This is a genomic window from Serratia sp. CoH_122_TC_1, assembly GCF_058191755.1.
This window is the reverse complement of the sequence record NZ_JBXWLA010000001.1, coordinates 58,986-73,227: the sequence shown is the minus strand read 5'-3', so window position 1 is coordinate 73,227 and position 14,242 is coordinate 58,986. Positions and strand designations below refer to the sequence as shown.

Below are 14,242 nucleotides of genomic sequence, written 5' to 3'. Positions count from 1 at the left end.
TGGTCCTGCTTTTTTATCCGTTTAAAACCGGGTAGCTTAATGAAATAACAGTTATTCATAAGCGCCCAAGGGCAAAATGGCTTTTCTGTTCGTATACTGAAACTAATAAGCTGTCTTGGTTGTATTTTTTGTGAGCATACAGGGGGCAATGGATGTTGCTTAGAAATGGAAACACGGTACGGCGTCTGGCGTTGAGTTGCGCAATTGCATGTGGTCTGGCGTCGTCATTACCCGTATGGGCAACCGTTCCTGCCTTTCCGGTAGCGTCATCTGGCATGTCAGTCGCGCAAAGTCGTTCGGAATTGCTTGCTGCTTTGCCAAAAGGCATTACACCACATTATCTCTCAACGCTTGCTCCTCTGTACGCGGCGAACCGGATGCAATTGATGTGGCAGGATCGCGAAGCGGTTCAGCAGTTCCAGCAACAGCTTGCCGAATTGGCGATGTCCGGTGTGCAGCCGCAGTTTACCCAATGGGTAAAACAGTTGACCGATCCAGCCATTACCGATGTGGCGCGCGACGTCGTACTGTCTGACGCGATGTTGGGTTATTTGCAGTTTGTTTCGTCGATCGGTGCCAATGGCAATAGCTGGTTGTACAGCAATATTCCTTACAAACTCGGTCTGCCGCCTAATACGGTGATAAACCAATGGCAACTGGCGGTGCGCCAGGGCAAGACCCTGGCGTATGTGACTTCGCTCGCACCTCAGCACCCGCAATACGCCAAGATGCATCAGGCATTACGCGATATGCTGGCCGACAATCGTCCCTGGCCGCAAATGGCGAATGGGCCGAGCTTACGCCCAGACCAACTGAGCAATGATATTCCTGCCCTGCGTGAGATATTGGCGCGCAACGGCATGTTAACCACGACGGCCACTGCTGCGCCGGATGAAACACAGGATCCGCCTGCGGTATTAACGGGTTCGCGTAATGAACCCGATGACGGTGGTCTCTCTGTCGATGAAGAGAAAAATCGCGAGGCCAAGATTGCTGTCGTAAGTCCAGCGGCTGCACCGGTAAAAGATATCGTACCTACACCACAATCTCCGTTTTCACAGCAGTCTGAAAGCCCGGTGACGGTCACGGATAATCGCTATACCAACGATCTGGTTGAGGGCGTTAAACGCTTCCAGAAATGGCAAGGGTTGAGTGCGGATGGCGTGATAGGCCCACGCACGCGTGAATGGCTTAATGTGACGCCACAAATGCGTGCCTCACTGTTGGCGCTGAATATCCAACGTTTACGCATTCTTCCCGGCCATGTGGGCACCGGGATCATGGTGAATATTCCAAACTACTCATTGACGTATTATCAGAACGGCAATGAAGTGCTTTCTTCGCGAGTGATCGTCGGCAGACCAAGCCGCAAGACGCCGTTGATGAACAGTGCGCTGAATAACGTGGTGGTTAACCCACCTTGGAACGTGCCGACTACGCTGGTGCGCGAGGATATCGTGCCGAAGGCGATGCGTGACGGCAGCTACTTCCAGAAACACGGTTATACCGTGCTTTCCGGCTGGAGCAACGATGCTGAGGTGATTAACCCCGCAATGATCGACTGGAACATGGTTTCTGCCCGCAACTTCCCGTACCGGATTCGTCAGGCGCCAGGTGCCACCAACTCGTTGGGTCGCTTTAAATTCAACATGCCAAGCTCGGATGCCATCTACCTGCACGATACGCCTAACCATAACCTGTTCCAGAAAGACATTCGCGCTTTGAGCTCCGGCTGTGTGCGGGTCAATAAGGCATCGGATTTGGCAAACATGTTGTTGCAGGATGCGGGTTGGAATAACACACGTGTGTCGTCCACCTTGAAAGAGGGGAATACCACCTACGTGAATATCCGTCAGCATATCCCGGTTAAATTGTATTATTTAACCGCCTGGGTTTCTGATGATGGAAAACCACAATTCCGCACAGATATTTACAATTATGATGATACGGTGAGATCGGGTGCACAAATTTTGGCTCAGGCCGAAAAATTAATGCAATAAATGCAGTAATTATAAATAAATAACGGTCAGAATATCGGGCCATGATGCAGGCACTCATCACGTGAGTGCCTGCAAGCCGCGGGACATCACGGGTTGACTCAGCCAGTGTGGGCGGTTATGGTTCAGGCAGTGCGCTGTTTTGTGCATATATTTTGATATTCTTGCCGGGTTTAACAGAAACATGGACAAAATTGATCATCATCGCCGTAAATGGCTGGCGCTAGGTAGCGCTGCCGTGGGCATAGCGCTGCTCCCTGGGCAAGCCTTTGCCAGTCTTTCTACTTCGCGCCCGCGTATTCTGGTTGTAAATAACATGCACACGGGCGAATCTCTGAAAGCCGAATTCTTTGACGGCAAGGGATATAATAAAGACGAATTAGTTCGTCTTAATCATCTCTTCCGTGACTATCGCGCGAATAAGGTTAAATCGATCGATCCCCGTTTGTTTGATCATCTCTATCGTCTGCAAGGTCTGTTGGGCACCAACAAACCGGTACAGTTGGTTTCAGGTTATCGTTCGTTGGACACCAATAATGAGCTGCGCGAGCGCAGCCGCGGTGTGGCCAAACACAGCTACCACACCAAGGGACAGGCGATGGACTTCCATATCGAAGGCATCCAGTTGAGTAATATCCGCAAAGCGGCGTTAAAAATGAGCGCCGGTGGTGTAGGATATTACCCACGTAGCAACTTTGTACACATCGATACCGGCCCGGTGCGGACCTGGTAATCGCTGTGCACCATAAGTATAAATAGCGCCAGCCCGTCAGGGTATGGCGTTGTTGTGGTTGGAGCCTTATGAAATACCAAATTATCCCGGTAACTGCTTTTAGTCAGAACTGCAGCCTGATCTGGTGTGAGAGCACCCAGCAGGCGGCGCTGGTCGATCCAGGCGGCGAGCCGGAAAAGTTAAAGGCCGAAATTGCCAAACAGGGCGTGACCATCACGCAGATTCTGCTGACGCATGGTCATCTTGATCACGTAGGCGCAGCGGCGGAGCTGGCTGAACACTATCAGGTGCCGATCTACGGCCCGGATAAGGAAGACGCATTCTGGTTAGACGGCCTGCCTGCACAGAGCCAAATGTTTGGACTGGAAGAATGTGCGCCACTGACGCCAACCCAATGGCTGGAAGAAGGGGACAGCGTGCAGGTGGGCGAAATGACGCTTAATGTGCTGCATTGCCCGGGGCATACTCCAGGCCATATCGTTTTTATTAACGAGCAGGCGCGGTTAGCGCTGGTGGGGGATGTGCTGTTTAACGGCGGTGTCGGCCGCAGCGACTTCCCACGTGGCGACCATCAGGCATTGATCAACTCCATCCGCACCAAGCTATTGCCCCAGGGCGATGACATGGCGTTTATTCCAGGGCATGGCCCTATGTCTACTTTCGGCCAGGAGCGTGAAACCAATCCGTTCCTGCGAGAGGAACCGGCCATCTGGTAAGATTATTTCCCGGCAGAAATAACAAAGGGGCGCTTTTAGCGCCCCTTTTGCTTATGAGATCCTGCAATCTTTAGAGTACGGCAACGATGGCTTCGCACAGCGGTGCCATATTGTCCGGCGTCATGCCGGCAACGTTAACACGGCCGGAGTTAACGGCGTAAACGCCAAACTCGTCACGCAGGCGCAGAACCTGTTCTTTCGTCAATCCACTGAACGAGAACATGCCGTTCTGATTGATGATAAAGCTGAAGTCCTGCTCCGCGCCTTTCTCCTGCAGGGTATTGACGAACAGCTGACGCATGCGGTGAATACGTTGACGCATATCGGTCAGCTCCTGTTCCCACAGCGCACGCAGCGCATCATCACCCAAAATGGTCGCAACAATAGCAGCGCCGTGTGACGGTGGGTTGGAGTAGTTGGCGCGAATGGCGGCTTTCACCTGGCTGAAGGCACGATCGGCGGTATCCGTGTCAGTGGCAACGACGGTGCAAGCACCAACGCGTTCGTTGTAAAGGCCGAAATTCTTGGAATAAGAACTGGCGACGATCAGTTCCTGATGCTTGGCAGCAAAAATACGCAGGCCCTGGGCATCTTCTTCCAGACCTTTGGCAAAGCCCTGATAGGCGAAGTCGAACAGCGGCAGCCAGCCGTTAGCGGCAGACAGTTCTGCCAACTGGGACCACTGTTCTGGGGTTGGATCTATGCCGGTCGGGTTATGGCAGCAGCCATGGAACAGGACGACATCACCGGCCTGAGCCTGTTTCAGGCTATTGAGCAGGCCATCAAAGTCCAGCGCATGATTAGCGGCATCGTAGTAGGCGTATTCCAATACTTCCAGACCGACGGCACCAAACACGTTTTTATGGTTTGGCCAGCTTGGGTTACTGATCCAGATACGCTTCGCGCTGGTTTGGTTGGCGATGAAGTCAGCTGCCACACGCAGGCCGCCGGTGCCACCTGGCGTTTGCGCAGTGCGTGCACGCTTGTCGGCAATGATTGGGCTTTGCTTGCCGAACAGCAGTTCTTGCGTGCAGTTGGCGAACGCAGGGATGCCTTCAATACCGAGATAGTTTTTGGTGGTTTCATTTTCCAGCAGATACTGCTCAGCTTTTTTAACGCTGGTCAGCACCGGGGTTTTACCGGTTTCATCTTTGTATACACCAATCCCCAGGTTGATTTTGTTAGGGCGGGCATCAGCGCGGAAAATGTCGGTCAGACCCAGGATAGGATCGGCAGGTGCAGCAGTGATTTTTTCAAACATGTCAGGTGCTTCCATGGCTCGGAGTTAAGCAGACAGAAGCATCAGGGTAACGCCAGTTATACGCTTTGCCAACCGTTTGCGAGAAAAACACCGCGATCTTGTGAAGGAGGCAAATTCGGCATAAAAAATGAGGGGGAAAGGGGCGTTGGCAGGATAAAAAATTAGCTGCGAGACACAAAACAAAAACAGGGCCGAAGCCCTGTTTTTTTAACTTATTCGACGGTGAACCGCCGCTAAGTGAGACAACTTAGAACTGGTAAACCAGACCAACAGCTACGATATCGTCGGTAGCAGTGCCAGTGGCTTTAGTGAACTCGTTGTCGTCCAGCAGGTTGATTTTGTAATCAACGTAGGTGGACATGTTTTTGTTGAAGTAGTAAGTGGTACCAACAGAAACATATTTAACCAGATCTTGGTCAGTACCTGCGCCTGGGACGTTCAGGTTTTTACCTTTAGATTGCAGGTAAGAAACTTCTGGACGCAGACCGAAGTCGAACTGGTACTGTGCAGTCACTTCGAAGTTCTGAGTTTTGCTAGCGAAGCCGCCGCAGTTTTCAGAAGCAGCACAGGTGCTGTTGGCAGTAATCATGTTGCTGCCGCCGAACGGAGTCATGTTGCGGGTTTCGGAGTACATGGTTGCCAGGTAAACGTTGTTCGCGTCGTATTTAGCACCAACAGTCCATGCGTCAGCCTTGTCGCCCTTCTCGTTGGACGCTTTCTGAGCATCGGTACGGTTAGAAGAAGCATATGCAGCACCTACGCTGATGCCTTCGCCGATGTCATAAGTAGATGACAGGCCCCAACCGTCGCCGTTTTGTTTCTTAACGTCACGACCGTCGTTCTGGTTTTTACCTTGGTACTGAACAGCGAAGTTCAGGCCGTCAACCAGACCGAAGAAGTTGTTGTTACGGTAAGTAGCAACGCCGTTGGTACGGCCAGTCATGAAGTTGTCGGTAACGGTGTAAGTATCGCCACCGAACTCTGGCAGCATATCTGTCCAGCCTTCTACGTCGTACAGTACGCCGTAGTTACGGCCGTAGTCGAATGAACCGTAGTCAGCAAATTTCAGACCTGCGAAGCCCAGACGAGTCTTGGTGCCTTCGGTGCCTTGAGATTCAGAGTGGTTAGCTTGAACGTTGTATTCCCACTGGCCGTAACCGGTCAGTTGGTCAGTAATCTGGGTTTCACCTTTGAAGCCGAAACGAACATAGGTCTGATCGCCATCATTACCTTTGTCTTTGGAGAAGTAGTGCAGACCGTCAACTTTGCCGTACAGATCCAGCTTGTTGCCGTCTTTGTTGTAGATTTCCGCTGCGTTTGCTGCACCAGCAGCCAACAGAGCCGGGATAACCACTGCAAGAATGTTGCGCTTCATCATTATATTACCCTCATTGGTGTTATTCGGACACCTTTGCCACTGCCGCCAATAATTCTTTTGAACTATTGTTGATAGATTGGTGTCGTCCTGTGTCTGCACGCAGTGTTCCATTCACAGCCGGGTTAATCTAGAACGAAAATGCTACCAATGTCCCAATGAGGTTTCAAAAAGAAAGTATTTGTAACTAAATGTAATATTCAGGGAACTTTGTGACGTGGGTCAATATTAAAAAATGCGAAAGGCCAGCAAAGCTGGCCTTGGTTTTGTAACTAAATTAATTAAAAAATGGATTATCTGATTAATTAAAAGCTTGCATTACGTGGCGTACGTGGGAATGGAATAACATCACGCACGTTTTGTACACCGGTCACATAGGCGATTAAACGTTCAAAGCCCAAACCGAAGCCAGCATGCGGTACGGTGCCGTAACGACGCAGGTCACGATACCACCAGTAATCTTCTTTATTCAGGCCCATAGCTTCCAGACGTTGATCCAGCACGTCCAAACGTTCTTCACGCTGTGCGCCGCCAATGATTTCACCAATGCCTGGGGCCAGCACGTCCATTGCTGCAACGGTTTTGCCATCTTCGTTCATGCGCATGTAGAACGCTTTGATGTCTTTCGGGTAGTTTTTCACCACAACCGGTGCTTTGAAGTGTTTCTCTGCCAGGTAACGTTCATGCTCGGAAGACAGGTCGATACCCCAGGAAACCGGGTTTTCGAACGTCTGGCCTGATGCGATCAGGATTTCCACGGCTTCGGTGTAATCTACCTGAGCGAAATCGGAAGAAACAAAACGCTGCAGGCGATCAATTGCATCTTTGTCTACGCGCTCGGCGAAGAACTGCATGTCATCCATGCGTTCGTTTAACACCGCCTGGAACACATACTTCAGCATTTTTTCTGCCAGCTCGGCGATGTCTTCCAAGTCTGCAAACGCTACTTCTGGTTCGATCATCCAAAACTCTGCCAGATGGCGGCTGGTGTTGGAGTTCTCAGCGCGGAAGGTTGGGCCGAACGTGTAAATCTTGGACAGCGCACAGGCGTAGGTTTCGCCGTTCAACTGGCCGGACACGGTCAGGAACGCTTCTTTACCGAAAAAGTCCTGGCTGAAATCGACAGCCCCTTTGTCAGTACGCGGCAGGTTTTCCAGATCCAGCGTTGAAACGCGGAACATTTCGCCGGCGCCTTCGGTATCGGACGCGGTGATCAGCGGTGTGGAAACCCAGAAAAAGCCATTCTCATGATAGAAACGGTGAATGGCCTGTGCCAGTGTATGGCGCACACGGGCAACGGCACCAATCAGGTTGGTACGTGGACGAAGGTGAGCGACCTCGCGCAGGTATTCGATGCTGTGGCGTTTAGCCGCCATCGGATAGGTGTCCGGATCGTCAACCCAGCCAACGACGTTAATCGCGGTGGCCTGCAGCTCGAAACTCTGGCCTTCACCCGGAGAGGCCACCACTTTACCTGTGACTTCAATCGAACAGCCCGTGGTCAGATGCAGCACTTCATCCTGATAATTCGGCAGAGAATTATTAACGACGGCCTGTAACGGATCAAAGCAGGAACCGTCATAGACGGCCAGGAAGGAGATACCAGCTTTAGAATCTCTCCGGGTACGCACCCAACCGCGCACGGTGACTTCACTGTCAACCGCAGCACGGCCTTGCAGTACGTCGACTACAGGCACTACGCTCATAGATTTCTCTCTTTAATTATTTGGTTTAGAAATAGCTTACAACCCAAGAATATGGGGATGTTGCTATGTTACTTGCCGCGGTGCAGAGCACAAGCAGAAATCGCCGGATTGGTGCAACATTTCTTGGGGAAGCGCGAAAAGGGAGCAAGGAAAAGTGTCTTATAAAGAAGAAAAAGCCGGCGAAGGAAATTCAGCCGGCTTTTTAGCGTTCGCAGGAGGGGCGCTTAGCTCGCTTTTTTCACCAGCGGCAGGTCGAACGCCTTACGTAAGGCTTTCACAAAGGCTTGATCCTGGCAGATGGTTTTGCCTGGGCTATCGGAAAGTTTCGCCACCGGCTTGCCTTTACATTCTACGAGCTTAATCACGATGTTCAGCGGTTTTACGCCGGGAATATCGCAGGTCAGGCGCGTGCCGATGCCGAACACCAGGTTGACGCGTTGGTAAAAGTGCCGGTAGAGCGCCAATGCTTTGTCCAAATCCAGGTTATCAGAGAACACCAGCGTTTTGCTCATCGGGTCAATACCCAGTGTCTGGTAATGCGCGATGGCTTTCTCACCCCATTCGAACGGGTCACCTGAGTCGTGACGCAGTCCCTGATAGCGTTGGGCGAATTGCAGACCGAAATCACGCAGGAAGGCATCCATAGTAATACAGTCGGTCAGTGCGATGCCGAGCTGGTCCGGATATTCATCCAACCAGGCTTGCAATGCTGCTCGCTGGCTGTTCGCCAACACCGGGCTGATCTGCTGGTGCGCCTGGAACCACTCATGGGCTTGAGTACCCACAGGTGCCAGATCAAGCTGGTGTGCAAGATCGTAATTGCTGGTGCCGACCAGATACGGGAATTCGTCTTTGAGTGTACTGACGATGGATTGCTGCACGGCCTGCGAGAAGCGGCGGCGGGTACCGAAGTCCATCAGTTTGAAGCGTGAAATATCCACGTCAGCACTCATGGCTTTAAACTGCGCCAGTTTGCTGCGCAAATGGGCGACCGCCATGTCCGGTGTGACATCTGGCGAGCGATGACGGTGCACCACTTCGCTGATGACGGCCAGTAACGGAACTTCCCACATGATCACTTCGCGCCAAGGACCGGCAATGCGAATATGCAGCTTTCCGGCGCGATTCTCGATCTGAACCTGTTGCGGATCGTAACGGAACTCGCGCAACCAGCTCAGGTAATCCTCACGGAAGAATGGGAGCCCTGATAGATAGGTGAATTCAGCGTCTGTCAGTGCCAACTGGCTCATCAGTGCGACCTGCGCACGGATTTCGTCGGCATATTCGCCAAGCAGCTCATCACCACGGCAGCGGAATTCCGCCGCCACGCTGATAGCGGGATAGCGGTGAAACACTGCTTGCTGCATATGAAGCTTGTAGGCATCAGTATCAAGCAGTGATGTCAAAATCGGGGAGGCGTATTGAGTCATAGCGCGTTACTGCATCCTCGTCAGGCGCGTGTCCAAATCCGGATAATCATAAAAAAGTGGGGGGAGTATACCCGGATTATCCTGTTATTGAAGCTGCATCACACCACAATTCATTGGAGCGGGTCGAGGATTAAACGTGCCTTTATGCTGGCTTGCCGTCAGGACACAGGCAGAAAAGCCAGATTCACCTGTAAGGTGAATGACTTAGCCTAATTAGTCATAAAAATTATAATGTTAATTATTTTAAACAACAATTCAGATAAAACCGGTTGGTGTATGAATGCCAACCCGGTCTTTGCCGTTATTCTTACAGAAATAGAGGGCTTCATCTGCCTGTTTGATCGCCGTCGGCAACAGCCGAATGTCACACACCTGAGCAATGCCGCAACTGGTGGTGAAACGGACTTCTTGCCCATTGGCTAATGTCAGGGTGAGTTGGTGAGTCAGCTCGCGTAGCGTTGACATGACTTCACGCGCATTTTCCAGCGTACAATTACTCAAGATTACGGCGAATTCTTCACCGCCATAACGGCAGAAAATGTCGCTGGAGCGGAAAGTCTTTTGTAATAACTTGCCGAACGCCACCAGTACAAGGTCGCCAACGTGATGGCCAAAAGTGTCGTTGAGGTTTTTGAAGTTATCAATATCAATCAGACAGAAGGCCAGTGGGTAACTATTGGCCGCCAGAGATTCACACTCGAGAAAAAACTTACGGCGATTATAAATATTGGTTAACGGATCAAGATATGAGGAAGCTTCCAGCTCCTTGATCAGCAGGTGCTTTTCATTTTCCAATGTCACCTTTTCCATCTGATACTGTTTAAGCTGTTTAATGGCGTCGCTGATGGCCATCAGCTCTTGACCGTAAAACACCTCATTGCGATCGATATTCATATTACCGCGTGATAAGCGCAAAATATTGTTATGTGTTTTCGTCAGCCAGCGGCTGATATTTGAACAATAAACCAGCGTCGGTAGAAAAATAAACAGGGTGATCAGCCCACCTAAGGAAATCATGCCGTAAATCGCCGTCTGGCTGTCATAGATCTTATGCAGTGATGCGGCGATTTCCATTTCGAAACTACGCTGATAAAGCTGTTGTGAGAGATCGCTCAGGTTATTAACGTACTGGTAGATATCATCGGCGGGGTAGTTCGTGTTCGTATCCACGGCGGTATACAGCCCTTCGGTGATACGGCTGATTTGCTTTACTGACAATTGTTCAAGGATCGCATTCACTAAAAATGTGGTTTGCAGGTCGTTATAGGTCAGCTTGACAAAAATTAGCCGAGTACTTAACGCATTCAATACCCCGGTGAGCTGAATGGCTTTCAGATAAGCGTCTTTACGTGCGAGTTGGTTGGTATTGACGTCAATAACCTGGTCGATCAATTCAGTCACGGACATATTTAGCCGATTATTCAGGCGTACGGCTTCCAGAAAGAGGAAGGCGTCGGCATCAACCATGCGGGTGTCGTAGGTGTAGCGGTAATAGCTCTTACTGGCTTGGGAAATATAGTAGGCGCTACTGATGTTGAACAGATTGGCGTTGGCATCGGTAACCTGCGAAAGCTGCAGGTTGTCATTATTCAACAATTGCTCCATCAGATTGAGCATGGAAAGTGCTGCGATTTTCTGCCGTATACCAAGCTGCTGTGATATCTCGCTGTTCAGGTGTGGTTGAAAACGGGCGATTTTTTCACGCGCCACGCGATCGGCGTTCATCCACTGCGCTGGGGTAATGTGCGGGTTTATCAGACTTAAACGCTTTAAACGGTGCGCTAACAGCGTGGCCTGAAAAGCCTCTGAAATCTCTTTGGTGCGGGTAATCTTGTACAGGTTCAGTTGGTTGTCGTGATAACCGGTCTCAGCCTCAACCAGTTCATCGGAAATAAACAGGGCGAATGAGGACATCAGGGCAAAGGTAAAAAAATAGATCAGATATTTTACTTTCATGTGCGCCGCGCGTCCTTGAGCCAGTTGGGGCAATTATACCATTGTGGCTCGCAGGCTGTCTTATCTATACCCGGCGGGAATGGCTGTCGAGTAGGGGCCACAGGGGAGTGGCTGGTTGCCATACTCGCTGAGACAAATGAACTTTTTAATCAAAGAACAGAACCTGAGCACGTGATGAACACCACACGGGTTTTTAGCATTAAATGCTGATTTTGATGTTCCATTAGGTGCAGGAGCCTGACTGGCAGGGGGATTCGTCGATAATACCAGGATCCACCTCCGATTTCTCTGCTCTGGTGCCTTGGCATGTCTGGGTTTTTTTTGTAGCTGTGATACAGTTTATTTACAATCAGGCTCATCGAAATTTCTGCTTTTTCCCCATGGCGAAATAAACGCATGATGAAAGCCTGGCACCTGTAACTCACTGAGACGTCAAAGGGTTTTTATGACACAACAGCCACAGGCGAAGTATCGCCACGATTATCGCGCGCCAGATTATACCATCACTGATATTGACCTGGATTTTGAGCTGGATGCAGAGACAACTCGCGTAACCGCAGTCAGCAAGATTAAGCGCCAAGGTGCTGCTGACGCGCCATTGGCACTCAACGGTGAAGATCTGACGCTGGTGAGTATTGAGATCGACGGTCAGCCGTGGACTGCCTATCAGTTACAGGATAACAAACTGGTTATCGAGAATCTGCCAGCACAATTTACCATGACCATCGTCAACGATATCCACCCGGCGAAAAACACCGCGCTGGAAGGGCTGTATCTGTCTGGTGAAGCGCTGTGTACGCAATGCGAGGCAGAAGGTTTCCGCCACATTACGTATTACCTCGATCGCCCAGACGTGCTTGCCCGCTTTACCACGCGTATCGTGGCCGACAAGGCGCGTTATCCGTTCCTGTTGTCAAACGGTAACCGCGTTGGGCAGGGTGAACTGGAAGATGGCCGTCACTGGGTGCAGTGGCAAGATCCGTTCCCAAAACCTTGTTATCTGTTTGCATTGGTTGCCGGTGATTTTGACGTACTGCGGGACAGCTTCACGACCCGTTCGGGACGTGAAGTTGCGTTGGAGCTGTTTGTTGACCGTGGCAACCTGGATCGCGCCGATTGGGCGATGACCTCCTTGAAGAACTCGATGAAATGGGATGAAACCCGTTTTGGGCTGGAATACGATCTCGACATTTATATGATCGTTGCCGTCGACTTCTTCAACATGGGGGCGATGGAGAACAAAGGGTTAAATATTTTTAACTCCAAATATGTGCTGGCGAAAGCGGAAACCGCGACCGACAAAGATTACTTGAATATCGAAGCGGTGATTGGCCACGAATACTTCCATAACTGGACTGGCAACCGCGTGACCTGCCGCGATTGGTTCCAGCTCAGCTTGAAAGAAGGGCTGACGGTATTCCGCGATCAGGAGTTCAGTTCAGATTTGGGGTCACGTCCGGTTAACCGTATTGATAACGTGCGTGTTATGCGCGGCGCGCAATTTGCGGAAGACGCCAGTCCGATGGCGCACGCCATTCGCCCGGACAAAGTTATCGAAATGAACAACTTCTACACCTTAACCGTGTATGAGAAAGGATCTGAAGTGATCCGCATGATGCATACGCTGTTGGGTGAAGAGCAATTCCAGAAAGGAATCCAGCTGTATTTCGAACGTCATGATGGCAGTGCGGCTACCTGTGATGATTTTGTTCAGGCAATGGAAGACGCGTCCAACGTTGATCTGTCGTTGTTCCGCCGTTGGTACAGCCAGTCCGGTACGCCGCAGCTGACCGTACGCGACGAATACGATGCCGAACATCAACAGTACCGCCTGCATGTCAGCCAAAAAACGGAACCGACTGCGGATCAACCAGAGAAGTTGCCGCTGCATATTCCACTGGATATCGAATTGTACGATGCAGAAGGCAATGTCATTGCTCTGCAGAAAGACGGTTCGGCGATCAATAACGTATTGAACATCACCGAAGCCGAACAAACCTTTGTGTTTGACGGTGTCGCACACCAACCTGTGCCGTCTTTATTGCGTGAGTTCTCGGCGCCGGTGAAGCTGGATTATCCGTACAGCGATCAGCAATTGACCTTCCTGATGCAGCACGCCCGTAATGACTTTGCGCGTTGGGATGCGGCACAGAGCTTGCTGGCTACCTACATCAAGCTGAATGTGGCGAGACACCAGCAGAAACAGCCGTTGTCGCTGCCGCTGCACGTTGCTGATGCTTTCCGCGCGGTGTTGCTGGATGAGGCTCTGGATCCGGCGCTGGCCGCGCAGATCCTGACATTGCCTTCTGAAAGCGAAATGGCTGAACTGTTCGCTACTATCGATCCTGAAGCCATTGCCGCGGTACATGAAGCGATCGTCCGTTGCCTGGCGAAGGAAATGGCCGATGAGTGGCTGGCGGTGTATAACGCCAACAAAACCGACGGTTATCGGGTGGAACACGCGGATATTGCCAAACGCTCCCTGCGCAATGTGTGCCTGGGGTACCTGGCCTTTGGCGACGAAGTGCTAGCCGATCGTTTGGTGTCGGAGCAATACCGTCAGGCGGACAACATGACCGATTCTCTGGCGGCGTTGGCTGCCGCGGTGGCCGCGCAGTTGCCATGCCGTGACGCGTTGTTAACGGCATTTGATGAGCGTTGGCACCAGGATGGTCTGGTGATGGACAAATGGTTTGTTCTGCAGGCAACCAGCCCTGCGGCAGACGTGCTGTCCAACGTGCGCAGCTTGCTGAAACACCGCTCATTCAGCCTGAGCAACCCAAACCGCACTCGCTCGTTGATCGGCGGATTTGCTTCAGCGAATCCGGCGGCATTCCATGCCGCAGACGGCAGCGGTTATCAGTTCCTGGCCGAGATCCTCAGTGATTTGAACCAGCGGAACCCACAAATTGCTGCCCGTTTGATCGAGCCGCTGATCCGTCTGAAGCGCTATGATGTTTCGCGTCAGGCGCTGATGCGTAAAGCGCTTGAACAGTTGAAAGGGCTTGAGAACCTGTCCGGCGACCTGTTCGAGAAGATCAGTAAAGCACTCGACGCGTAACGGTAAA

9 protein-coding genes are annotated in these 14,242 nt (G+C 51.3%); 4 read left to right on the top strand and 5 right to left on the bottom strand.

Annotation, left to right across the window (positions count from 1 at the left end; translation table 11 throughout):
* Positions 1-152: 152 nt before the first annotated feature.
* The 3 genes from ldtD to AC2FC2_RS00325 all read left to right on the top strand — a co-directional run bounded on the left by ldtD (position 153) and on the right by AC2FC2_RS00325 (position 3,446).
* Positions 153-2,000 (top strand): L,D-transpeptidase, encoded by a 1,848-nt coding sequence (ldtD, locus tag AC2FC2_RS00335; RefSeq protein WP_209632577.1) that lies wholly within the window; start codon positions 153-155, stop codon positions 1,998-2,000.
* Between the two features lie 181 nt (positions 2,001-2,181).
* Positions 2,182-2,730 (top strand): peptidoglycan L,D-endopeptidase MepK, encoded by a 549-nt coding sequence (gene mepK / locus AC2FC2_RS00330; protein WP_020826147.1) that lies wholly within the window; start codon positions 2,182-2,184, stop codon positions 2,728-2,730.
* Positions 2,731-2,798: 68 nt separating this feature from the next.
* Positions 2,799-3,446, top strand: coding sequence for an MBL fold metallo-hydrolase (locus AC2FC2_RS00325; protein ID WP_265555148.1), 648 nt, complete (start codon positions 2,799-2,801; stop codon positions 3,444-3,446).
* A 70-nt stretch (positions 3,447-3,516) separates the two neighbouring features.
* Here AC2FC2_RS00325 and AC2FC2_RS00320 read toward each other — a convergent pair whose 3' ends face one another.
* The 5 genes from AC2FC2_RS00320 to AC2FC2_RS00300 all read right to left on the bottom strand — a co-directional run bounded on the left by AC2FC2_RS00320 (position 3,517) and on the right by AC2FC2_RS00300 (position 11,174).
* Positions 3,517-4,707, bottom strand: a complete 1,191-nt coding sequence (locus tag AC2FC2_RS00320) for an amino acid aminotransferase (RefSeq protein ID WP_265555146.1) — start codon at positions 4,705-4,707, stop codon at positions 3,517-3,519.
* 247 nt (positions 4,708-4,954) lie between these two features.
* Positions 4,955-6,085: a porin OmpC gene (ompC, locus tag AC2FC2_RS00315; RefSeq protein WP_490658516.1), complete on the bottom strand. Its 1,131-nt coding sequence runs from the start codon at positions 6,083-6,085 to the stop codon at positions 4,955-4,957.
* A gap of 302 nt (positions 6,086-6,387) precedes the next feature.
* Complete coding sequence (gene asnS, locus AC2FC2_RS00310; protein WP_209632581.1) at positions 6,388-7,788, bottom strand: asparagine--tRNA ligase; 1,401 nt, start codon at positions 7,786-7,788, stop codon at positions 6,388-6,390.
* A gap of 224 nt (positions 7,789-8,012) precedes the next feature.
* The gene (pncB, locus tag AC2FC2_RS00305) at positions 8,013-9,218 is read right to left on the bottom strand and encodes a nicotinate phosphoribosyltransferase (protein ID WP_209632582.1); all 1,206 of its coding nucleotides are present in this window, start codon (positions 9,216-9,218) and stop codon (positions 8,013-8,015) included.
* Between the two features lie 255 nt (positions 9,219-9,473).
* A complete protein-coding gene (locus tag AC2FC2_RS00300; protein WP_490658515.1) occupies positions 9,474-11,174 on the bottom strand; it encodes a diguanylate cyclase domain-containing protein in 1,701 nt (566 codons plus the stop codon).
* 445 nt (positions 11,175-11,619) lie between these two features.
* Here AC2FC2_RS00300 and pepN point away from each other — a divergent pair, with 445 nt between their 5' ends.
* Complete coding sequence (gene pepN / locus AC2FC2_RS00295) at positions 11,620-14,235, top strand: aminopeptidase N (RefSeq protein ID WP_490658514.1); 2,616 nt, start codon at positions 11,620-11,622, stop codon at positions 14,233-14,235.
* Positions 14,236-14,242: the final 7 nt, after the last annotated feature.

Bases quoted from the DNA above. Each gene is read 5' to 3' on its own strand.
- ldtD (WP_209632577.1), top strand. From the start codon at position 153: ATGTTGCTTAGAAATGGAAACACGGTACGGCGTCTGGCGTTGAGTTGC.
- mepK (WP_020826147.1), top strand. From the start codon at position 2,182: ATGGACAAAATTGATCATCATCGCCGTAAATGGCTGGCGCTAGGTAGC.
- AC2FC2_RS00325 (WP_265555148.1), top strand. From the start codon at position 2,799: ATGAAATACCAAATTATCCCGGTAACTGCTTTTAGTCAGAACTGCAGC.
- AC2FC2_RS00320 (WP_265555146.1), bottom strand. From the start codon at position 4,707: ATGTTTGAAAAAATCACTGCTGCACCTGCCGATCCTATCCTGGGTCTG.
- ompC (WP_490658516.1), bottom strand. From the start codon at position 6,085: ATGATGAAGCGCAACATTCTTGCAGTGGTTATCCCGGCTCTGTTGGCT.
- asnS (WP_209632581.1), bottom strand. From the start codon at position 7,788: ATGAGCGTAGTGCCTGTAGTCGACGTACTGCAAGGCCGTGCTGCGGTT.
- pncB (WP_209632582.1), bottom strand. From the start codon at position 9,218: ATGACTCAATACGCCTCCCCGATTTTGACATCACTGCTTGATACTGAT.
- AC2FC2_RS00300 (WP_490658515.1), bottom strand. From the start codon at position 11,174: ATGAAAGTAAAATATCTGATCTATTTTTTTACCTTTGCCCTGATGTCC.
- pepN (WP_490658514.1), top strand. From the start codon at position 11,620: ATGACACAACAGCCACAGGCGAAGTATCGCCACGATTATCGCGCGCCA.